This is a genomic window from Bradyrhizobium sp. 2TAF36 (assembly GCF_052114925.1).
Classification (GTDB): Bacteria; Pseudomonadota; Alphaproteobacteria; order Rhizobiales; family Xanthobacteraceae; genus Bradyrhizobium; species Bradyrhizobium barranii.
This window is the reverse complement of sequence record NZ_JBFRFR010000072.1, coordinates 1-22,060: the sequence shown is the minus strand read 5'-3', so window position 1 is coordinate 22,060 and position 22,060 is coordinate 1. Positions and strand designations below refer to the sequence as shown.

Here is a 22,060-nt window from a genome sequence, read left to right as displayed (position 1 = left end):
TCTGCCGCAGTCACGCGACGATCGCCCCATATCATCGAGATTTGCGAGAGCCGCGATCAGCGCGTGGCCGCGATCCTTGCGCGGAAGCTCGCCTGCCCCTGCATGATCTTGTCGAGCAGTGCATCGAGCGCCCAGAAGCGCTCACGGATGTCGAAATCGATGGTCCGGCTGTGGGCGCAGGCGAACGTGCCGAGCCTCTGATGGTACAGCTTGGCCAGCTTGGGATATCCCATCGGCTCGGCCATCGCCGCGAGGGCGAGATAGACGGAGAGATCGTCCGCCAGCGCCGGATGCCGCGCGCTATCGGTCAACAGCCATTTGTAGAGATCGGGATGGAAGTTCGTGAACACGCCGGTGAAGCCGGCGGATCCGCTTCTGATGGCGTCGAAGGCGATCGCCGCATTGGCGTTGACGATGGCGAGCGAGGAGTTTTTCGTCAGCGCCACGCGACGCTTCACCGTCTCGAGGTCGCAGGACACGTCCTTGAGGATCGCGAAGCGCCCGCTCTCGGCGCAGAACGCCAGCTCGTCGTCGGACATGAGCCGCCGGAACGGCGCGGGACATTCGTAGAGGCCGAGCGGAAGATCGGCGGGCAGCGCATCGAGCAGATGGCGCAGATGATCCATGAAGACGGTGCCGCCCTGCCCCTTCGGATCGAACCGGTTCGTCACCAGCACCAGTCCGTCCACGCCGGTCGCGGCGATGGAGGTCAGCTCGGTCACTTGATCGTCGCGGGATTCACTGACGTGGCCTGACGCGATGACGGGCACCCGGCCCGCCGCCTGCCGCACGACGAAGCGCGCCAGCGCGACCCGCTCCTCGAGGCTCAAAAACTGCATCTCGCTCGACTGGGCCACGGCGAACAGCGCATCCGCGCCGTTGGCAATGTACCATTCGACGAGGTTTTCGAGGCCCGCATAGTCGATTGCGTCGGCTTCGGTGAACGGCGTCAGCATCACCGGAATGATGCCCTTGATGGTTGCGGTCACAAATCGGCTCCCAGGCGTTGAAATTGTTGACAGGCAGGAGCCTGCCGCTCACGCGTCTTGCAACGCGTGAGCGTAGCTGTTCGGGCCGGCGATCAGTTGCCGGCCACTTCCTTGATGCGTGCGATCATGTCGTCGACGGCCTTGTCGACCGGCACCTTGTTGGTGACGATGGCGTTCACGGCCTTCATCCAGACGTTCTCGTTGTTGAGGGTGGTGAACTTGTAGTTCTTGCTCATCTCGTAGCCGCCGACGCCGGCGAAGAACTGGTCGCGCACGGCGCGGCGATGAACGTCGCCGTCCCAGAAGGCGGACTTCTGTGCGGCCGTCTTGACCGGGAACCAGCGGCCGAGCGCGCCTTCGACATAGGGCTGGAGGTTCTCGTCGCGCAGCAGGAACGAGACGAACTCCTTGGCGCGGTCCTTGTTCTTGGCCTGCTCGAAGATCAGGCCGACCACCACGGAGGCGCGGGTGTGGACCGGCGTACCATCCGGCTTGTTGGGCCAGACCATGGTGCGGATGCGGTCATTATAGTTCTTCTTGGCTTCGTCGCGCTGCTCGGCGGTGAGCGTCTCGTTGCCGGCGTCGTCGAGCCATTTGCCGGGGAGCGAAACCGTCGAATTGTGGGTCATGATCGTCGTCTTGTTGTGGAAGGCGACGTTGTTGTCGGGATCCTTCCAGCTCGTCGCCGATTGCGGCGTGCAGCCTTTCGCGGCGAACTCGACATAGTCCGTCATGGCGGCGACGAGGCCCGCCTTCACCTTGGGATCGTCGACCAGGAGCTTGCCGTTGTCGTCGACCAGCACGACGTTGTAGGCGTCCATGAACACCAGGAACGAGATGAAGCTGTCGGTGGCGTCGACGCCCATCGGATGGCCGACGCCGTAGATTCGCTTGCCGGACGCCTTGCGCACGGCCGGTTGCGCCTTGTCACACCAGAACGACCAATAGCCCTTCCAGTCCTTCGGGATGTCGGTCTCCTTGAGACCTCCCTCCTCCAGCATGTCCTTCCAATAATGCAGATGCAGCGTCGCCTGCTTCAGCGGGAAGGCGTAATAGGCCTTCGCCTTGGTCTTGTCGTTGTACAGCATGACCGTTTCGAGCGACTGCGGGGAGAACTCGCCCTTGATCGGTGCGAGCACGGAGCCGAGATCGACCAGCTTGCCCTCGGAGGCCCACTTGCCGGCGCCCTGGAAATGGTAGGTGTCCGCATAGGTCACGTCGGGCGGACTGCCGGCATCGAGCGCCGCCACCAGCTTCGGCATCATGTCCTGCGTCGCATATTGCGACAGCTCGACCTTGACCCCGGTCTTGGCCTCGAACTTCTTGATGACGGCGAGCAGCGCGTCTTCCTCGGCCTTGTAGTAGCCCTTGTTCCACCAAACGACGAGCTTCTCCTCGGCGGCCGCGGGGCTCGCCGTTCCCATCATCGGCAAGAGCAGCGAAACCGCCATCGAACAGTTTCTGGCCCACCGCAAAACGCTATTCCGCATTGTCGTTTCCTCTCCGTCTCATCCGGCGAGGGGCCCGCCGGTTGCGCTCATGGCGTTTAAAACGCGGCTATGTAAGCGCTTACATATGAGGAGTCAAGCGGCCCTTTTGCGCGGGAAGCCGCCCTCTTGGCGGGACCAGGCGCGCTATCGAAGAGACGACCGCTCTCTGCGGGATCAGGCGCCCCTCGCGTGACCTGCGCTGTCGCGGATTTTCAGAACAGGCACGACTTCGCGCGACTGCGCCTGCGCTTGCCGGCCCGCGATCACGGCGAGGAGCTCGTTGGCCGCCAGGACACCGATCTCCTGATTGTCGACCTTCATCGTCGTAAGCCCCGGAGAAAAGCGCGATGAAATCGCAAGATCATCGAAGCCGGTGATCGAAAAATCCCCGGGCGCGTCGAGGCCGCATTCCCGCGCGGCCATCAACGCACCGAGCGCCAGATTGTCGTTGCCGCAAACGATCGCGGTCGGCCGGATGTCGACGGCTTGCGTCATCAATCCGGCAAAGCTGGCCGCGCCGAACTCCAGCGTCGAGGGACCCATCATCAGATCCTGCGCCGCAATTTCCAAACCCGCGGCCGCGAGCGCTTCGCTGACGCCGCGAAGCCTTTCCTTGACGCGGTCGTTGTTGGTGTCCGGCTGGAAGATGGCGGCAAACCGGCGATGGCCGAGCGACAGCAGATGCTCCGTCATGCGGCTGAACGCGGCGCGATTGTCAAAGCCGATGCACGGATGCGGTGACAGCTTGTTGTATGAGTATGTCACGACATAGGGAATGCCGCGCGAGTTAAACGCGTCAAAGAGCTCGGGGGGATGATTTTCACCGACCACGGCAATTGCTTCCACGCCGCGCGCAAGCATCGCTTCGGCCTGCCGCAAGCCCTCGTCCGGATCGTAGTTCGAGCAGCCCAGGAACAGCGTGAAGCCGCGTTCGCTGAAGACGGTCTGCATGCCGCCGATCTGGTGGGCGAAGATTTCGTCGTCCAGGGTCGGGATGATGGCGCCGGCGATATGCGTCCGGCGCGAGGCCAGCGCCCGTCCCGCAGCATTGGGAATCCAGTTCAGCGCGCGTGCGGCGTCCTTGACCCGCTGCCTGACCTCTTCGGAGACCTTGTCGGGTTCGTTGAAGGCGCGCGAGACGGTCGCGGTCGAGACATTGGCCTTGCGGGCGACCTCCTCGAGCTTGACGCGGCCGCTGCCTCCACGCGCTCTCTTTGAACCTGCCACCATCCCCGCCACGTCGGTCGAACGCTTGATCGATCAATACCTTGCCATGGTATTGACGACCACCGGAGTCCTCAATGAAAATCTCCTAGCGTGAGGCGCGCGCGCTTCCTAGACGATCCCGCCCTGCCGAAGCGCCGCAATCGCAGCCACGTCGTAGCCAAGCTCCGTCAGGACGAGGTCGGTATGCTCGCCGAGCGTCGGCGGACGCGATGCGATCTCGCCGGGCGTTTCCGACAGCCGGACGGCAGCGCGGGCCACGGGTGCGCGTTTCGGCAGGCCGGGATACTCGACATCCTGCATGAAGCCGGCGGCGCGAATATGCGGATGGTCCAGCGCCTGTTGCGGGCTGAGGACGGGCCCGGTCGGAATCATGGCCTTGCCCAGCGTGTCGACAGCCTCCTGCGTGGTGCGCTCGGCGCACCAGCGCGCCATCCGCGCGCTGATGACGGGGCCGTTATTGCCGCGGCTGATGTCGTCGGCAAAGCGCGGATCGTTCAGCCACTGGTCCTCCTCACCCATCAGCTTCGCCCAGCGTTTGAACAGCGGATGCCCCGTGACCTGGCACAGCACCCAGCCGTCTTTGGTGCGGTAGATGTCGGCCGGTGCTGCAGTCTGGCCGAGATTGCCCGTCGGCACGCGATTGACATTGATGACGGCCTGCTCGATCAGCGTGGCATTGGTGAAGGACAGCGCGGTGGCGAGCAGCGCGCCCTCGACGATCTGCCCGCGTCCGGATTTGCCGCGCTCGATCAGGGCTGCAAGCGTCCCGAACGCGCAATGCAGCGCCGTGCCGAAATCGACCCAGTTCACCGCGGCCCGATATGGCGGGTCGCCAGCACCGGTCATGTACACCGAGCCCGACATGACCTGGCCGACGCCATCGAAGCCGACGCGGTCGGACCATGGCCCCGGCCCGCCGAACGCGGTGGCGGTCGTCAGGATGATGTCGGGCTTGATCGCCTTCAGCGAGTCGTAGTCGAGCTTCATCGCGCGCAGGGTCTGCGGCGGCAGATTGGCGACGACGACGTCCGCGGTCGCGATCAGGCGGCGCATCACCTCCTGCCCTTCCGGCTTCATCGGATCGAGCGTGATGCACTTCTTGTTGCGGTTGACCTGCAGGAACAGCGCGCCTTCGCCGCCCTCGCCGACCGGCGCCACGAAGCGATCCTCGCTGCCGTCGCGCTTTTCCACGCGGATGACCTCGGCGCCGAATTCGGCCAGCAAGGTCGCGCAATAGGGCCCTGCGATATAGCGCCCGAAATCGAGGACGCGCACGCCCTCCAAAACTCCTCCCATCGATCCCTTCCCATATTCATATGTTCTGGCCAGATTACAGGGACTGGCTGCCACGGCAAGGCGGCAACGGACATCATGCCCCTGCCCTCAAGATGTGATCGGCGAACAGTTTCGGCCGGCGGAAATTCTGCTCTAGTATCGATCTCTCAGTCCCCCCAGCCAGAGCACATCCATGCCGCAACAATTCGATCGATCCGCAGAAGATCTCGGCAACGCGATCCATTTCGAGCACGTCAACATCCAGGTCCCCGACCAGCGCCTCGCCACGCTGTTCTACGTGACCGGGCTTGGACTGACCCGCGATCCCTACCTGATGGTGTCCGACACCAACATGTGGATCAATGCCGGACGGAGCCAGTTTCACCTGCCGAGCGGCAGGCCGCAGGTGCTGCGCGGCCATGTCGGGCTGGTCATCGAGGGCCGCGAGGCGCTGCTGGCGCGGCTCGCGTCGGTCGCGAAGAAGCTCGAGGGCACGGCGTTCGCATTCGCCGAGCACAACGATCATGTCGAGGCGATCTGTCCGTGGGGCAACCGACTGCGCTGCTACGAGCCGGACGCCGCACGCTTCGGCCGCATCGCGCTCGGCATTCCCTATGTCGAGTTCGACGTGCCGGAAGGCACCACGAAGGCGATTTGCGCCTTCTACCCCGAGATCATGGGCATGCCCGCAAGCTTGCGAAACGGCGACGGCCAGGTCGCCGCCGTGAAGACCGGCCGCGACCAGCATCTGTTGTTCCGCGAGACCGATCGGCCCCAAGGCGACTACGACGGCCACCACGTGCAGATGTACATCACCGACTTCTCCGGCCCTTACCGCAAACTGCTGGCGCGCGACCTGATCTCGCGCGAGGACAATCAATACCAGTACCGCTTCTGCGACATCGTCGATCTCGACAGCGGCAGGCATCTCTTCACGGTCGAGCACGAGGTCCGCAGCGCGACCCATCCGATGTTCATGCGGCCGATGGTCAATCGCAATCCGGCGATCAACAACCGCAATTACGCATTCGGCCACGATCAGTCGCTCTGGGCGATGGGGCCGGATCAATACGAGGGATAGGAGATGGCGAACGCGCGCCTTACGGCGCGCGCCATCCGTGACCTCGGCCGGCCATCAGCAGCCACGGCAGATGATCAGCCGGCGGTCGATCTCCCTGTCGAGCCGCTGCAGCTCCGCGTCTTGGGGCGAGGCTTGCGTCGACCCGGGCACGTCGCTGCGTCGCGGCTGCCGGTGACCGATGGGAGCCTGCCGGGACAGGTCCGCGAACTTCATTGCGTCCACACTGCCAGGCGAGGACATGGTCACAGGCGCGCTTGCGCCTCCGGCAGCCCTGAGGCTGGAAACCGATCCGAACAGAAACGTAGCTGCGACGACGGTCACGCCAAGTCTGATTGACATCATCATTCTCCTATCGCGGTGACGTTGCGACGATGCGCATGCGATGGATAGGAGGTCCCGGCTACTCGACCATTTCGCCCGCGGCGACATCGCGTTACCATTGCAACCGCGATCGCCGATTGTCGTGCGCCAGCTCTGGATTCCTGTTTTGACGCGCTTTCTTCGCGCGCGCCGGTATCCGCTTCGCTCGAAAACGCTCTACCGCGCCGCGGCGGACCGCCTCACGCGTCGTCGTGCGGCCGACGAGGCGACGCTCCGCGCCAGGACGCCGGCGAGCTCCGCCGATATCAGCGGGTGATGAACGAGCTCGGTGATCCCTGACGTCTCCAGCGACGGCACCGCCAGCTCGCGCGTCGATGGGCTCGCCAGAATCATCGGCAAGGCCGGCGCTGCCGCGTGCAATGCCGCAGCCAGCTCGATCGAGGAGCCTCCGGGCATGTGACACACCAGCGCCGCATCGAAGCGCGTTTGCGCGGTGCGGCAGGCAGTGATCGCCTCCGCCAGCCTGGTGAACCCGACCGGCTCATAACCCAGCGCCGCGAGGATTTCCTCATGGCGCAACAGGCGACGGCGATCGGTGTCGAGCACCAGCACCGTCTCGCCCGCGCCACGGAACGCAAGATCGGGGCTGTGCTGAACCGGCACCGCCTCGTCGGGATCGCCGGATGGCAGCCAGACGTCGAAGCGCGTGCCCGCATCCGGCTCGCTCTGCACGGCGACGGCGCCGCCATATTGCTCCGCGATCTCGCGAACGGTTGCGAGCCCGATGCCGTTGCCGTCCGGACGCGTCGTGAAGAAGGGCTCGAATATCCGTTCCAGCGTCGCCTCGTCCATTCCCGGCCCCGGATCGGTGACCGAAATCACGGTGAAGCGGCCGGGGCCGACCTCACTGCGTCCGATCGACAATGGCTGTTGAAGATCGCGCACCTTGATGCCGAGTTCGATGCAACCCGGCTCCGTCATCGCCTGTGCCGCATTGTTGCAAAGATTCAGGATCACCTGCTGCAACTGGGCGGGCTCGCCCATCACGGTGGCCTCTTCGGCCGACTCATTCACCTCGAACTGGACGTGCGAAGGCAACGAAGCCGCCAGCAGCGATCTGGTTTCGTCGATCAGGGTCCTGACACAGACACGCTCCCGCCTGCCCTCGCCGCGGCGGCCGAAGCCGAGAATCTGTTCGACCAGTTCGCGCGCCCGCTCGCCGGCACGGCGAATCTCCGCAAGGCTGCCGGCCGGCCGGCCTCCCGACCGGATTCGCGCTTCGGCGATCTCGGCATAGCCGAGGATCGCGCCGACGATATTGTTGAAGTTATGGGCGATACCGCTGGCAAAGGTGCCGAGGGTTTCCATGCGGCGTGCCTGTTGCAGGCTCGCCTGCAAGCGCTCCTTCTCGCCTTCGAGCCGGACCCGGCGGATCGCGTTGCCGATGGCGTCGAACGCCATGCGAAACAACGAGACTTCGGACCAGTATGCGAGCGCCCCGGCCGGCACGGTATCGAAGCCGAGGATTTCATCGCGATGTCCCCTGACCGCCGTCACGCACAGCCAGCCGCCGACGCCAGCGTCCTCGAGCAGGTTCATCGTGTCGTCGGGATGGGCGGCCTTGACCTTGGGAATATAAACGATACCGCCTTCGCCACTGTCGAAGCGTGGCGCGAGGCTCAGCGCGCGATCCGGCCAACCCGGCTCGAATGCGATCCCGTCGCGGGACCACCGATAGGTGCTTGTCGTCGTCCCGGTCGCGCCGACGAAATAGGCGCGATCCGCACCGATGCATCCGGCGAGCTGTTGCAGCGCGGTCTCGACGTCAGCGGTGATCCTCTCGYGGCTCGAATCGATGAACCGCATCGAGATGCCGGCCATGACGTGCTCGAACGCCGCTCGGCGGCGCAGCGTGACCGCGCGCCGGTGCAATAGCAATCCGAAATAGACCACGCCGCAGAGCAGCAGCAGCGACGTCATGAACTGCAACAGGCGTACCCGGCGCGCCGACGCCCGCGAGGCGAGCTGACGCCTGGTGATCAATGCCAATACGGCATCCTGCTCGCGGTTGTTCGATTCGGCGACGAGCGTCTTCACGATCGTGTCGATGTCGGGCAGAAGGTCATGCAGCATCTCCCCGTGCATCAGCAACGCGCGGACCGAATCCATGTCCTGCGGCGGCGTTTGCACGAGCGCCAGCTCTTCCAATCGACCCTGGACCTGACGCGCCACGACGTCCGACGTATCGAGCGTCAGGCGCAGCATCGCCGCCGCCAATGCGGAGGCGGCGGTGACCAGCGCCCGCTGATCCGACTCGGCCAACTTGTCGCTGAACAGACCGAAATAGGCAAAGGAGTTCTGGAGCAGCGCGTTGCGGCTCTTGAACCGTTCGACCAGATCCTCCTGCCGGAGGGCGCGTGCCGACAGCACATCGATGGCCCTGGTCTCTTCGGCATTGAGACCCGGCGTTTCGCGCAGCCGCGTCAGGGCGTCGTCATAGGCATCGGTCATCTGCACCAGCTTGTCATAGTTGCGCGACAGGCCGACGCGCGCGGTCAGCACTTCCCTGGTCATCGCGCGTTCGAACCGGGTGAAGTCGCCAAGCGCCTGGAGCTGACGGTCGTAACGCACCGAATTGAAGTTCAGCCCGTTCAACAACAGCCAGGTCAGCAGGGCGAGCACGCAGGTTACGCCGATCACGGCGGGGGCAAATTTCATGGGGAGCCTCCGACAGTCGCGCCGCGATAGGTGCCGGTCAGACTGTTCAGAAAGGCGACGAGCGCCTTGACCTGCTTCTCCGTCAACGTGGCGTTCAATTGGGCAAAGGCCATCTTGCGAACCGCGTCATCGAGCGTCGGCGCGCTGCCGTCATGGAAATACGGCGGCGTGGTCGCGACGTTGCGCAGGCTCGGCACGCGCAGAATTTTCGGCTCGGGCGATGCGAGCGGGTGGAATATGCCGTGGCGCTGGAACAGATTGCCGCCGACATTGACGCCCTGATGGCAGGACGCGCAGCCCAGCGATTTGAACAATTGGTAGCCGCCCAGCTCGTCCTCCGACAGCGCCGCGGCGTCACCCGCCAGCCAGCGATCGAACTTGCCGCCCGGCGTGACCAGCGTGCGCTGGAAGTTCGCGAGCGCGTCGACGACATCGCCGCGCTCCGGGCGGTGGCCGTAAGCCGCGAAGAAGCTCTCGCGCATGTCGGGATCGGCATTGAGCTTCTCTGCGATCTCGACCGAGCTGCTCGCCATGGTGCGCGGGCTTTCCAGCGACGCCCTGGTATCGGCTTCGATGTTGCGTAATTTTCCTTCCCAGCCGAAGCGAAAGCTGAGCGCCGCATTGAAGACGGTGAGCGTGTTGAGCGCGATCGCCGCCCCGTCGGGGCCGACATCGTGCTGCCTCGGGCTCGCGCCGTTCGTCGCGATATCGTGACACGATGCGCAACTGCGTGAATTGTCGTGCGACAGCCTGCGATCGGAGAACAGTCGTTCGCCGAGCTTGACCTTCAGCGGATTGATTGCCGGCGGTGCCGGAATGGGCGTGATGGGCTCATCCTTGCGGACCGACACGAAGGCAGACGGCGACTGCGACGGTGCCGGAGAGACCTTCAGAGAGCACGGCACCAGTGCGCAAATCACGATCGCGCAACGTCGAAGGCCGGCACCTCGTCCGGCCCCGAGAAATCTGGCGAACTGCTGCACGCCCAGCAATGTGGGGGTGAAGCGAGAATTGTCGCGGCTGCTCAAGGAATTTTGATCGAAGCTGGATGATTTCGCGAAGGTGGCCGCCACATGCTCCGGGCGATGGTGTCAGCAATCACGGCAGTACCTCACCACCCGCTCGATGTCCGACCTGCCGGAAATCCCGAGGTCCCGCAAGGTCCGGTCATCGAACTCCATCAACGCAGCGACGGCCTTCCTGATCTCACGTTCCCGACGCCAGTGCGCAGGCAGGTCCATCAGAGTCCCGAGGGTCGCGCCGAGCGACCCCAGCCGATTCCAGCTCCGCTCCAGTCGCGCATCGCGTGGCTCGGCGCGATCGAGCCTGACGATATTCCCATTATTGTCATTCCCATTGTTGTCGGCTCCATCGTTGCCGCGCTTCTCCGCGGGCTCGCGACCCGCCGAGGGCGACCGGCAATCTCTCGTGGCCTCCAGCATCGCCTGAACCGGCGCGGCTGCTGTCGGATGCAAGGCCGCCCCGTAAAGGGCAAAGCCTTCCATCAAGGAGGCGAAGACCGCCCACCAGAATGTGGTGACGGGCTGATCCTGCCCGGCAGGCGGCACGTCCGGTGGCGAAGCGATGTCCGGCGCGCGATGCCTCGCGGCAATCGCACCGAGACGGACCATGCCACGACCGTCAGATCGTGCGACCCAGTTCGCCCTGTCGAGTTCCATGTGACCCGGCAAGGCAACGCGGCTCACACTGCGAGAATACTTCTCCATCGTAAATCTCCCACACGCTGTTGGTGGGAGGCAATCTGACGGCCCGCTGTTACGCCAAGGTCACCGCCATCGGCAAATTGGCTACAATTGCAATCCGCCAATTGCTTCTAGAACGGATCGACCGGCACCGCGAAGACATAGCCGACGCCGCGCTCGGTCTGAATGACGCGCGGCGCGCTCGGATCGGTCTCCAGCTTGCGCCGCAGCCGCAGCACCTGGACGTCGATGCTGCGATCGAAAATATCCTCATGGATGCGGGTCGCCTGCAGCAGATGCTCGCGGGTCAGGGCACGCTGCGGCGCCTCGAGAAAGGCCAGCAGCAGCGCATATTCTCCCTTGCTCAACGGCACCGGCGCTTCGTCGGGATCGGTCAGCTTTCGGCTGCGGCGTTCGAGCTTCCAGCCGCTGAAGCGATAGCCCCCGCGCTCGGGATCGCGGGCGCGCGCGGCCCGTCCCATCTCCTGCCGCCGCAACACCGCGCGGACGCGCGCCAGCAGCTCACGCAACGAGAACGGCTTGATGATGTAGTCGTCGGCGCCAAGCTCGAGCCCGACGATGCGATCGATCTCGTCGGGGCGATGGCCCGTCGTGATGATGACCGGCACGTCGGAATGCGACCGGATTTCCCTCAACAGGTCCAAACCGTCATCCTGACCAAGCCGAAGGTCGAGGATGATCAGGCTCGGCTGGCTGCCATCGAGATAGTGGTTCAATTCCGATCTGTTGGAGGCCGCCCTTGTCGGGATATTGTGCTCCTCGAGATATTTGATCACCATTTGCCTTAACGTCGGATCGTCATCGACGACGACGATGTGGCCAATATCTGCAAGCATTCCATACTCTCAAAATTCGCCGTCCGCCGAGTGAGCTGTACTTAAAAATTGCGAACGTCAACGTCCGGCTGTGGTGAAATGATATTGATGTCGTCCGAATTGGAATCGCTCAAAATAGAACGGGATATCCGCGGTCATCGGCACACACTGAACCTATCTATGATGCCGTGATGACGCCGCAACAGGGTAATTCTGCGGCTAATTCCACCGGATGTCGCATACGTGAATAATTGTGATCCCAACGCTTACTACTTTGGGGCGATAGGAAGCCTGCGGCCTGCGCTGTCGTTCAGCGACTGCGATGTGCTGCGCAGGCTGTTGCCCGGCCCCGCAGGGCGCGGGCGTTTGCGGGCTTCACGGACTCATCAGGAGCCCGGCAGAGCCAACAGGTACTGGTAGATCGCGGCGAGATCGTCGTCATCCATCCGCCCGATCGGCCGCCACGGCATCTGCTCGCCGAGCCGATGCCCGTTCGGATCAACGCCTGTGCGCATGGTGTCGACGAATTGCGCAAGGCTCCAGTTCTTGACGATACCGAGGTCCGGTCCGAGCGGCGGCAATTGTCCCGGCACGCCGCCGCCGAGATCCCTGCCGTGGCATTCGCGGCAATCCTGATAGGACAGCAGGTACTTGCCATAGAGCGCCGTCGGCGCCTTCGGCGGCGCGGTGATCACGCCGGTGAAGACGGGCTTCGCATCCGGCAACAGTCCGGCGCCCAGCATCACGATGCCCAGCAGGCTGAAGCGATCCGGCGGATCCGGGGTCTGCGCACCGCTCGCGGGCAGGCTGCGGATGTAGGCGATCACGGCCTTGGTGTCGTCGTCACTGAGCCGGCCGGCATTGGTGAAGGACATGATCGCCAGCCAGCGCCCCCTCGCGTCGATCCCGTTGCGAATGGCTCGAAAGATCTCGGCATCGGACCAATTCTTCAAGACGCCGGCGGGCGTGAGATTGGCCGGCACGAACGCGCCGATGGGAATCGGGAGATCCTTGGCCACATCGCCGCCGCCGGTCAGCGTCCCGGTCTGCGAGTGACATGCGGCACAAAGCCGTCGGCCACGGCCATGCCTCGGGCAATCTGGTCCGGTGTCGCCTCGATCTTCACATCCGGGACCGGTGCAGAACGGGCGTGTTGCCGGACGATACCGACCGCGGTCAAAGCGGCGACGCCGAACACTGAGACGGCCAGCACGGCCGTCAGCACCATGCCGCTCCACTTCGCCAGAGCAGATTTCGTCCGGGCGGCGCGAACGCCCAGCCAGGCCAGAAACGCGATGAACGCAACCATCGCAATCAGGGCGACAATATTTTCCATGCCAGTCCTCAATGAATTGGGTGCGACCGATGCCGCGCGACATCCGGATCGTCAAAAATGAATTTCGGCCGACGCCAACGCGCCAATATCTGCGAAGGTGTGCCATGCGGAGGTCTGCCGGATTAACAGCGCGGTGTTTCCGTGCCGTTTCATCGCCCGCCGCTCGCGTTACAATTGTAATCCTGTGCCAGCATTATCGCTGCTGGCAGGATGTCACCGGTTTCGCACCGAACTTTTTTTGCCCGGCCTTGGCAGCGCCACGATGCGTTGCCGCCGTAACCATTTTCGCTGCCGCCGGAAGTCTTGGCGTAACGGCGATCGCTTCAATTGCCTCTTACTCGACCGGACGCTCTGGGGCGACCGTGCATCGATCATCAAGAGGTCAACTCACATGAAGATTCTTATCGCTTCGACACCTGCGACGGGTCATCTCAATCCGATGCTGGCGATCACGCAAATCCTGCGTGGAGATGGTCACGAGATCGCTTTCCTGACGGGCACCGCCTTTCGTGCCCGCGTCGAAGCCAGCGGCGTGAAGTTCTTTCCCCTTCCCGAGGACGCGGACTTCGATCCGAACGACGTCTTCTCGCGATTCCCCGAACTCAAGACCATTCCGCCGGGACTGGAGTGGTTCCGTGTTGCTTGCGAGCGCATCTTCGTCGACGCCATTCCGGCCCAGCACCAGGGGCTGCTGCAAATCCTGCGGCAATTCCCCGCCGACATCATTGTCGCCGACGACATGCTGTTCGGTGTGCTGCCGATGCTGCTCGGACCGCGCTCGCAGCGGCCTCCCATCGCGCTCTGCGGGACCTCGTTTCTGCATTGGGCGCGCGAGGACGGCGGGCCCAATTTCCTCGGTCTGCCGCCGGCAAAGACCGACGAGGAGCGCGATCGCTACGCGGCCATGGCGCGGGAATTTGATGCGGCAGTCGATCAGCCGGTGTCGATGCGCCTGAACCGGGCGTTGAAGTCTCTCGGGGTCGGGCCGATCGCGATGCCGATGTTCCATTCCGTGGTCGCTCTCGGGGATGCCTATCTGCAACTGTCGGTGCCAAGCTTCGAATTTCCTCGCGAGATTCCGCCCTCAGTGCATTTCGTCGGCACCCCGCCGATCATCGCCAACCAGGTTCCGCCGCCGTCCTGGGCCGAAGAGCTCGGCGGATCGCGCAAGATCGTTCTGGTGACGCAGGGAACGGTGGCCAATCACAATTTCAATCTGCTGGTTGCCCCGACGCTGGCGGCCCTCGCGGACGAGGAAGACATCCTGGTGATCGTGACGGCAGGCGGCCGCCCGATTGACGCCATCCCCGGCAAGATCCCGTCGAACGCGCGCATCGCCAGCTATCTGCCGTTCGAATGGCTGCTGCCGAACGTCGACGTGCTCGTCACCAACGGCGGCTATGGCAGCGTCAACCAGGCCATGAGCTTCGGCATCCCGCTGGTCACCGCGGGGCTGACCGAAGACAAGGCCGACGTCAACGCGCGGGTCGCATGGTCCGGGGTCGGCATCAACCTCGCGACCAACGAGCCAACACCGAAGGCATTGCGCGACGCGGTGCGGACGGTGCTCGATCAATCCCGCTTCCAGTCGCGTGCCTCGCAGATCGCCGACGAATTCGCCGGGATCGACACGCGGGCCGAAATCCTCCGGGTCATCGGCGAGCTCGTGGCCGACGAGAGCTCGCACACCGGCGCGATGGCGGCAAGCCGGGGGCGGCGCGCCGAACGGCGCGCGTAATCGCCGAACGCGACGATGGAGGGCGGGCGACCGCACCTCCATCACCTCATGCACATCGAACAAGCCGGAACCGGATAACCGTCCATGCAAATCGACCCCGCATCCTTCGCCTTCACGTTGCTGCTCGGTTTTCTGGCGGCCGTGCCCTATTCCGGCATCGACATCAATCTGCCGGCGCTGGCAGCGACCGGCGCGACGCTCGACGCGAGCGCGTCGGATGTCGGGCTGACCATGAGCGCCTTCATGCTCAGCCTCGCCACCGCGCCGCTGATCTACGGACCAATCTCCGACCGCCTGGGCCGCAAGCCGATTCTGGCATTCGGCCTCGTACTGTTCGTCGCCGCAAGCCTTGCCTGCGCGAAAGCGTCCTCGCTGCCGGTTCTATTGCTGGGCCGCTTCGTCCAGGGCATCGGCGCCGCCGCCACCGCAACGACCTTTGCCATCATTCGCGATCTCTTCGACGGCAACGCCGCGCGAGGCAAGATCGCCAACGTCATGGTCACGGTCAATGTCGCGACCGTGATCGCACCGACGGCCGGAGCCGCCCTGCTGGCGATCGCCGGCTGGCGATCAATCTATGCCGTCCAGGCGGGGATCGGTCTCATGCTGCTGGTCGTGGTGATGTTTCGCTTCGCGGAGACTGCGACGACCGACCGCGCCGGCCGCCTGGGGCTTTCGGCCGTCATCGACAGCTACCGCCAGGTGCTGACGCATCCGGTGTCGTTGCCTTTCATCCTGGTCGGCGCCGCGGGCGGCGCGACCGTGTTTGCCTACGTCACCGGCGCCTCGCTGTTCTTCGTCGGCGCCATCGGACTGCGCCCGGAGCAATATGGCCTGATCTTCAGCGCATGCTCGGGGGCCGTCATGGTCGGCGCCTTTCTCGACGGCCAGCTCGGCCGGCGCGGCGTAGAGTCCGCCCGCATGCTCGCAACCGGGCTGACGCTGTCGGCCGCCGCCAGCACCGCCCTGCTCGCGATGACGTTGGCCGGGTGGATGCCCACGTCACTCGTGGTTGCGCTGCTGATGGCGGTCGCACTCGGCTTCGGGTTCAGCGTGCCGAACGTGATGAGCGCGACGATGCAGCGTCTCCCGGAGATCGCGGGCGCCGTCAGCGCTGCCGCCGGAAGCATTCAGCTGACCGCCGGCGCAATATCGAGCGGATTGGTCGCACTTCGCTTCGACGGGCGGACCGCGTTGTCGATGACGGCGGTGATGGCGGCAACGTCGCTGCTCGCTCTGGTTCTCTATCTGCTGGTCGCGCGCCCCGCCGAACGCCGCCTACCGTCGCAGACGATCGATCCCGGCGTGGCGGTCCGCAGCCCCACGAAGTCCTGAGTTGGCCGAATCCAGCTGGCAGCCCGGCGCATCCGTCGGGTTGCCAGCTGACTAGGCCTGTGAGGGATCGAACCTCCGCATGGCGGAACCAAAACCTGTTTGATTATTCGACGATTTCAATCCGCATTTGGAACAAGCGGCGTGGCGCGCCCCGCCCTTATTCTCGCCGCCATCATCATTCAGGAACGCGCGCAGGGGGCGGGCTCCTCCAGGGGGCAGTTCCCAAAGGTTCTGCGTGATCATCCGACGTCTAGTGCAACACGAAGTGACTGCGTCCCGCCGTGCGCTCCTTGGCGGGCTTGCGTCCTCAGCCTGCGTCGTCGCGTTGGGCGGATGCGCCAGCCTGGGTGCTACCGGCGCACGGTACGACGCTTCGTCGCTCTCGGTCGACCCTACGTTGCTCGTCGTAACCACGCGCAAGCCAGTGAACGGCGGCCGGTCGAAGCCGTGGTTTGGGCCGGAGCGGGCTTCTACGATGACCGTCGCACGAGCGAAGCTTGTGGCGCCTGGTGACAGCCGTTTTTCTCTGGCTGCAGCCGGACTTGACGATTGGCGTCTTGATGGGATCGAGCCGGTATCGGGCGATGTCGGCAGTCTTGTCGCGCAGGCCGGCGGCGGACCAGACGTCCTGATCTACGTGCACGGCTTCGAGCAGACGTTCGAGACAGCGGCGCTCGATGCCGCGCATCTCTCCGATGGCATCAGGTTCCGCGGCCAGACGATGGTATTCTCCTGGCCCTCGAAGGCTGGACTGTTCGACTACGCCTATGACCGCGACAGCGCAATGTGGTCCCGCGATGGCTTCGAACGCGTGCTGCAATCCGTCGTGACGAGTTCAAGCGCCGGCCGCGTCCACATCGTCGCGCACAGCATGGGAACCATGCTGACGCTCGAAAGCCTGCGCCAGCTCTATGCGCGATCCGGTGACGCCGTTGCGGGCAGGATCGGGGCCGTGGTGTTCGCCGCGCCGGACATCGACATGGACGTGTTCTCGTCGTCGATCAACCGCATCGGTCCGCTTTCGCGCAAGATCACCGTCATCGCCGCAACGAACGACCGCGCGCTGGCGTTGTCGGGGCAACTCGCTGGTGGGATGACACGGGTCGGCGCTGCCGAGAAGACCGCCATCGAAGGGCTCGGGGTGCGCGTGGTCGATGCGTCCGAGGCAGGCTGGGGCGTTATCAACCACGACCTGTTCCTGTCGAATGCAGAGGTGCGCCAGGTGATACGCCGCTCGATTGATACCGTGGCCGCGTGAACCCGGCGTGGCGGAAACGATATCGCTGATAGAGAGGTATCTTAGGGCTAGCTCTGACATCCCGTTGACAGGTTCAATGCCTTGAACAGGCCATCGAAGACACCTGACCGGCAGGGCTTGACCTCCGCGACTGGCTTGGCGCGCTTGGCATTCGCAAATGCCTTGGACGTTTCCTGCACGGGCCGAGGTCTGGGCAGCATGACCGCGAATTTTCTCCCGCTTGCGGTGCGCTGGTGTGGCGCGATGATCTTCAAAGGCTCTGGCGCAACATTCGCCGTTTGATCCGGCGGAGGCATCGGTTCGCTCAAGGAGACCAGCTGCGGAGGCGCTTCAAATTGCATGTGCATGTGCGGGGTCCCGAGCCGGTCTGCCGTCGTCAGCGTATCGGCTGAGACGCGTAACCCGACGGTCGCCTGAACAGGCGGCGCGTTCACGGGCTTGGTCATGCGGGGCGCCGTCTCAAGCTCCATCACCGCGAGTGTACTGAAGCCAACGAGGATGAGAGCCGCCTTCATCTGATTTCACGCTTCCCGAACGAGACGCCTCGTTCAAAGCCGGAGACCAATTGCAGACATCCAATAAGGCGGCTTGGCGGCAGAACTAAACCAGCCGGCGCGGCGACCGGACAAGATCAGAGACAGGGTTAACGCGGGTCATGCGAACTGGTCCCTTATGCGGAGTGCTCGGTGTCGCCTAACGACCGGCACCTGAGGCCCCCCTCGAGCGCGCAATGTGCTAGTCTGAGCCGGCACTCAGCCCGGACGGTGCACCGTGACCGATGGTCGTCACCCGGCATGGACCGAGGAAAGCCGCTTTCGCGGTGCGCTCGACGATGTGATTATCATCCCACTTGTTGTTGTCGCGCTCGTCACGAACAAGATCCTGCGTTTCGTTCTTTCGATCTTGATGCGGATGCTCGACTACGCCTTCCCCTATGCGATGCAGATTGTCTGGCTGCCGCTCTTCGCGGCCAGACTTGTCGGCGATGTCATCTTGACCGTCATCGATGGCGCGGTGCGCTTCCTTCCCCTGTCCGCCGCGAAGCGTCGACAGTGGGGTAGATCGATTCGGCGCAACTGGTTGTGGTTCCGGCGGAAGATCAGCTATCGGGCRTTCGAACACGCTGTGCATGATGCCTTTGAAGGCGGCATGGCATGGGTGTTCAGAACATGCCGGCATCTCACGCCGAACGCCGCATTGCTCGTGATCCTGTGCGCGGTCCTTTGGCTGCCGATCTCTTTCGGTGCGGCAACGGCGATGCACGCGGTATTGTTTGCCAAGGTCACATCCTGGCCAGCCTGGATGCAACTCCTGCATCCGCTCGCAACGGTCATCGCGAAGAGCAAGCTTCTGGTGCTACCGGTCTATCCGGCAGCCTGGCCGCAGGCCAGAAAGCATCCACTCGTTCAGCTCGCCTTCAAGGGCTACGACATCATCAAGCGCGTGCATGTGATCAGAAAATTCGGCCTTCGCTATCGGCAGGCAGAGATCGCCGGGACCGCGGCGGTTGAGAGGCTCGAGCGCATCGCCGGTCTCACATCGGCGGTGCGATGGTTGCGCGAGGCGCATGTCGCAGAGCATTTGGGCGTCGAGAAGCCCACTCAGGAATTGCGTTCGTTCTTCGCGCGATGGTCCATCAAGTTCTCGGCCGAATATTACGAAGCGAAGGAACGGCAAGCATCAGGCGGCCCATCATCAAACAGCAGCAAGCCGCGAACGCCGAGTTGATCATCAATCGCCAACGGCCCCACCGTGCCGCCGTCGCTGCCCGATCTCTCTTCAACGGGCAGCGGACTGCGCCATTTCCAAATGAAGCAAGGACAGCTTGTCTTACCATCCGGCAGCGAATCCCACTGGTCGATAGATCAGAAGCTTGGGTGCGAACCAGCGCCGGGACGCGATTACGGTGTTTCTGTCTGTCAGCATCATTGCCGCGCCTGAGGGATTGGTCGGACGCTGCCGGGCGCGTGCTCCTCGCCGCCAATTGCTGCCGACTCCATCGCTCGCAACTACGATGTCGTCGAAGATGGCAGTGAATTGTTTCTGACTACAATCCGCTACAGCGGCTCTTTTGCCGCGCGGCACGATTGGACGCACGGCAAAGCGATCCGTGCGCTCCTTTGGCAATCTTATTTATGCCGAGGGCTCGCTATTCATCGCTTCGATCCCCACATTCAAGTCCACCTTGGTCAACCGTCGAGATTGGCCGGAGTGCGCGGAGACTTCCAACGAAAGGGCTCTGCATATGTCCAAATCTCAGCAGCATCGCGCAAGAGCGACCGCGTCCGGCGAGCTCGTTAAGGATTCGGCCAGCGCTGAGGGAAGCTGTAAATTCAACACCTGGCGGGCCGGCTTCGTCTTTTTGACGGATCACAGGCGCAACAATGAAATCGGTCGCAACAAGCTGCCTTTGAAAAAGGACACGCCTGGCGATGCGAGATCGAGCGCAACCGCTCTGTCACGATGGGAGAACGAGGGAGGCTCGGTCCGCGACGAACTGCCGCCCTGATCCGCTATTCGAGTGGGCTAATGTCCCGCGTTTGGCCCGGCGCTCGGTTTGGCCGCGCGGCGGTCAGTTCTTCCGGTCTATCTCGGGTTTGTCGCGCAGAACCGCGTTCAGAAGCGAGCTATGGACCTCGATCTTTCCATTGTAGCTGATGAAGCCAAGCTTCCGGAACTTGTTCATGAAGAAGCTGACCCGTGACCGGGTCGTACCGATCATTTCGGCCAGCGTTTCCTGGCTGATATTGACGCCAATGGGCTGCGAGCTGGCTTCCTTGCCGAAGTTCGCCAGCAGAAGCAGCAGGCGCGCCAAGCGTTTCTCGCTCGAATTGAAGAGTTGGTCGATCAGGTCTTCTTCAATCCGGCTATTGCGCGCGAGCAAATACGCCATGAACAATTGAGAGAACTTCGGCTTGCCTTCGAGCGCCGTAGTCATCGCCGTCTTCGATATTCTCGTGATGACACAGGACTCCATTGCCGTAGTCGTGGCAAGACGCAATGGATGACCATTGAGGCAGCCCTCGCCAAAGAATTGTCCGGGCTCCAAAATCCCAACGACGGCTTCCTTGCCTTGGTCCGAAACGACCGTGAGCTTGATCTTTCCCTCTTGAATGTAGAATACCGCGTCCGCGGCATCTCCCTGCACGAACACGCTCCGACCTTTGCCAACTTTCGAGATCGATTTCCCGGCCCCGACCTTGGCAAGGAATGCTCTGGGATCAAAGTCCTTCGCCGCTTTCACCAAGGCAGGACTCTCGTTCGCTGGACCATTAACACGCAATCATACTACCACAATTGAAAGGATGTTCACCCGTTGGAAGGCCGCGTGGCGTGCGGCAAATCGGGAACTGAAATGACGAGGGGAAGCGCTCGGCTCGACCTGGGCTTCAGGGATTTCGTCCCATCGAGTTCTCCGTTCAAAGTAGATACGACGAATTTGATGCTTGACCATCTGGCGACGACTGCCTGGTCTGCTTTGCAGGAGCCCCCTTCCACTGCGCAAGATGCAGACGTGTCGAGGGGCCGGCGCGTCTATGCGCAGATTTCCGCCGCGCGACTTGCCTGACTATCCGCGCAGCTCCACAGCTTTCTTGCTACCAAGCGATTCGGCACAAGCTTTCGCAACGGCTGAATTTGGCTCAGTGCTTCCCGGCATCGTGGCCCAACCGCCTTTTTCGACGAACTTGCTCTGATCCCACGCATAGGTCGTCTTCTTCATTGCGACCAGGTTTTCCGAGGCATCAGCGGCTTGTTGAAACTTCTCAACGCAGATGGGTGTGAGAGCTGCGACGACAGCCGTCGCAGCACTATTCCTCGCGAGCGTCTCGGCGGCCCCACCCGTCACCCAGCCGCCCCAGCTGAAACCCACGATTGCCAGAGCAATTGCTCCGGCCGCGGCTCCCCACAGTGCCGGCCGCACGGCAGCTTTCGTCTCGCTGGAGATTTCCATGATTTTCGCCTTGATTTGGAGGTATGTTGAGCTTCACCGGTTAAGGAGGCTAGACACGTCGAGGGATCGGCGTCTGTACCAAATTGCTCACTACACTCGCGTAGGGATACCTTCGGGATGGCTTGATGCGCCGGCTCGCTGCAGTCTGATGCCAGCGCGCCACGGCGAGTATCTGCACCCTTGATGCTCCTGGAAATGCAGGGCCTTTGTGAGATTCTCCGCCTTTCGCAGTTGAGCGCGGGCGGTACCAATAATCGGTTCAGGTGTTCCTTTTCGAACAGACGGCGACGCCTCTCCCCGCTTTATTCCTGCATTGCCTGACTTGAATATATTACCGATCAGCCCGGCCCTCGCGGCCGGGCTTTTCGCTTGGGAAGGCCGTTCGCAGTCGAGGGCGATAGAACAGCAGTCTCACCTCGGCGTCTCGGCAAACGAGGAGAAGCTTCCCTGGAAGGGTTTGCCGGACTGCGGAGTGCGCATGCGGTTCTCAACTGACCCTTTCCTGTGAGCAGATCGTCGCTTCTGCCTCCTGGAAATCGGCCATCCCTTCCCTTGTCTGCCGTTCAGCCATGAGCGGTTTGACCTAGAAATCCATACCGCCCATGCCTCCCATGCCGCCGCCACCCGCAGGCGCGCCGCCGCCGGCGTTCCTCTTCGGCACCTCGGCCACCATGGCTTCGGTGGTGATCAGGAGAGCCGCAACCGAGGCTGCGTTCTGGATCGCGGTACGGACCACCTTGGTCGGGTCGATGATGCCCTTGGTGACCAGGTTGACGTGGTTGACGTACTCGCCGGTCTGGG

General features: G+C 63.3%; 20 protein-coding genes and 1 pseudogene. 6 read left to right on the top strand and 15 right to left on the bottom strand.

Translation table 11 applies throughout. The features are described from left to right. Positions 1 to 56: 56 nt before the first annotated feature. The 4 genes from AB4Z51_RS33570 to AB4Z51_RS33555 all read right to left on the bottom strand — a co-directional run bounded on the left by AB4Z51_RS33570 (position 57) and on the right by AB4Z51_RS33555 (position 5,002). A complete protein-coding gene (locus tag AB4Z51_RS33570; RefSeq protein WP_085404528.1) occupies positions 57 to 989 on the bottom strand; it encodes a dihydrodipicolinate synthase family protein in 933 nt (310 codons plus the stop codon). Between the two features lie 92 nt (positions 990 to 1,081). After that, positions 1,082 to 2,440, bottom strand: coding sequence for an ABC transporter substrate-binding protein (locus AB4Z51_RS33565; protein ID WP_085404529.1), 1,359 nt, complete (start codon positions 2,438 to 2,440; stop codon positions 1,082 to 1,084). Between the two features lie 213 nt (positions 2,441 to 2,653). Then, positions 2,654 to 3,709, bottom strand: coding sequence for a LacI family DNA-binding transcriptional regulator (locus tag AB4Z51_RS33560; protein ID WP_085404530.1), 1,056 nt, complete (start codon positions 3,707 to 3,709; stop codon positions 2,654 to 2,656). A gap of 105 nt (positions 3,710 to 3,814) precedes the next feature. After that, positions 3,815 to 5,002 (bottom strand): CaiB/BaiF CoA transferase family protein, encoded by a 1,188-nt coding sequence (locus AB4Z51_RS33555; protein WP_085404531.1) that lies wholly within the window; start codon positions 5,000 to 5,002, stop codon positions 3,815 to 3,817. 172 nt (positions 5,003 to 5,174) lie between these two features. On the opposite strand from AB4Z51_RS33555, the gene AB4Z51_RS33550 reads away from it, so the two are divergent. Next, positions 5,175 to 6,062 carry a VOC family protein gene (locus AB4Z51_RS33550; protein ID WP_085404532.1) on the top strand — a complete coding sequence of 296 codons (888 nt, stop codon included), beginning with the start codon at positions 5,175 to 5,177 and terminating at the stop codon, positions 6,060 to 6,062. A 54-nt stretch (positions 6,063 to 6,116) separates the two neighbouring features. Here AB4Z51_RS33550 and AB4Z51_RS33545 read toward each other — a convergent pair whose 3' ends face one another. The 7 genes from AB4Z51_RS33545 to AB4Z51_RS33515 form a co-directional block, all read right to left on the bottom strand. After that, positions 6,117 to 6,401 (bottom strand): hypothetical protein, encoded by a 285-nt coding sequence (locus AB4Z51_RS33545; protein ID WP_135215059.1) that lies wholly within the window; start codon positions 6,399 to 6,401, stop codon positions 6,117 to 6,119. A gap of 198 nt (positions 6,402 to 6,599) precedes the next feature. After that, positions 6,600 to 9,101: a two-component system VirA-like sensor kinase gene (locus AB4Z51_RS33540; RefSeq protein ID WP_441498832.1), complete on the bottom strand. Its 2,502-nt coding sequence runs from the start codon at positions 9,099 to 9,101 to the stop codon at positions 6,600 to 6,602. Then, positions 9,098 to 10,006, bottom strand: coding sequence for a cytochrome-c peroxidase (locus AB4Z51_RS33535; protein WP_234678505.1), 909 nt, complete (start codon positions 10,004 to 10,006; stop codon positions 9,098 to 9,100). Before AB4Z51_RS33535 ends, AB4Z51_RS33540 begins: the two co-directional genes overlap by 4 nt. 186 nt (positions 10,007 to 10,192) lie before the next feature. Continuing rightward, positions 10,193 to 10,828, bottom strand: coding sequence for a DUF1127 domain-containing protein (locus tag AB4Z51_RS33530; RefSeq protein WP_441498831.1), 636 nt, complete (start codon positions 10,826 to 10,828; stop codon positions 10,193 to 10,195). A 107-nt stretch (positions 10,829 to 10,935) separates the two neighbouring features. Then, positions 10,936 to 11,661, bottom strand: a complete 726-nt coding sequence (locus AB4Z51_RS33525; RefSeq protein WP_085404535.1) for a response regulator — start codon at positions 11,659 to 11,661, stop codon at positions 10,936 to 10,938. Between the two features lie 365 nt (positions 11,662 to 12,026). Beyond that, positions 12,027 to 12,659, bottom strand: a complete 633-nt coding sequence (locus AB4Z51_RS33520) for a c-type cytochrome (RefSeq protein ID WP_441498837.1) — start codon at positions 12,657 to 12,659, stop codon at positions 12,027 to 12,029. Between the two features lie 14 nt (positions 12,660 to 12,673). Then, entirely contained in the window at positions 12,674 to 12,976 is a 303-nt protein-coding gene (locus tag AB4Z51_RS33515) for a hypothetical protein (RefSeq protein ID WP_441498838.1), read from the bottom strand. Positions 12,977 to 13,367: 391 nt separating this feature from the next. Between AB4Z51_RS33515 and AB4Z51_RS33510 the strand changes: the two genes are divergently transcribed. The 3 genes from AB4Z51_RS33510 (at position 13,368) to AB4Z51_RS33500 (ending at position 17,307) form a co-directional block, all read left to right on the top strand. Further along, on the top strand, positions 13,368 to 14,714 hold the full coding sequence (locus tag AB4Z51_RS33510) for a glycosyltransferase (RefSeq protein WP_085404537.1): 1,347 nt from the start codon (positions 13,368 to 13,370) through the stop codon (positions 14,712 to 14,714). Positions 14,715 to 14,798: 84 nt separating this feature from the next. Continuing rightward, positions 14,799 to 16,049, top strand: a complete 1,251-nt coding sequence (locus tag AB4Z51_RS33505) for a multidrug effflux MFS transporter (RefSeq protein ID WP_085404538.1) — start codon at positions 14,799 to 14,801, stop codon at positions 16,047 to 16,049. Between the two features lie 235 nt (positions 16,050 to 16,284). After that, positions 16,285 to 17,307 (top strand): alpha/beta hydrolase, encoded by a 1,023-nt coding sequence (locus AB4Z51_RS33500; protein ID WP_441498830.1) that lies wholly within the window; start codon positions 16,285 to 16,287, stop codon positions 17,305 to 17,307. 47 nt (positions 17,308 to 17,354) lie between these two features. Here AB4Z51_RS33500 and AB4Z51_RS33495 read toward each other — a convergent pair whose 3' ends face one another. Continuing rightward, complete coding sequence (locus AB4Z51_RS33495; protein ID WP_085404540.1) at positions 17,355 to 17,822, bottom strand: hypothetical protein; 468 nt, start codon at positions 17,820 to 17,822, stop codon at positions 17,355 to 17,357. Positions 17,823 to 18,078: 256 nt separating this feature from the next. On the opposite strand from AB4Z51_RS33495, the gene AB4Z51_RS33490 reads away from it, so the two are divergent. Together AB4Z51_RS33490 and AB4Z51_RS33485 are read left to right on the top strand one after the other, a co-directional pair. After that, entirely contained in the window at positions 18,079 to 19,035 is a 957-nt protein-coding gene (locus AB4Z51_RS33490) for a hypothetical protein (RefSeq protein WP_441498829.1), read from the top strand. Positions 19,036 to 19,417: 382 nt separating this feature from the next. After that, entirely contained in the window at positions 19,418 to 19,816 is a 399-nt protein-coding gene (locus tag AB4Z51_RS33485) for a hypothetical protein (RefSeq protein ID WP_144030843.1), read from the top strand. A 63-nt stretch (positions 19,817 to 19,879) separates the two neighbouring features. Here AB4Z51_RS33485 and AB4Z51_RS33480 read toward each other — a convergent pair whose 3' ends face one another. The 3 genes and pseudogenes from AB4Z51_RS33480 to groEL form a co-directional block, all read right to left on the bottom strand. Next, a complete protein-coding gene (locus tag AB4Z51_RS33480; protein WP_063984903.1) occupies positions 19,880 to 20,554 on the bottom strand; it encodes a Crp/Fnr family transcriptional regulator in 675 nt (224 codons plus the stop codon). 321 nt (positions 20,555 to 20,875) lie between these two features. Then, complete coding sequence (locus tag AB4Z51_RS33475) at positions 20,876 to 21,259, bottom strand: hypothetical protein (RefSeq protein ID WP_135215055.1); 384 nt, start codon at positions 21,257 to 21,259, stop codon at positions 20,876 to 20,878. 583 nt (positions 21,260 to 21,842) lie between these two features. Beyond that, positions 21,843 to 22,060, bottom strand: a pseudogene (gene groEL, locus AB4Z51_RS33470) (chaperonin GroEL); the annotation flags it as partial.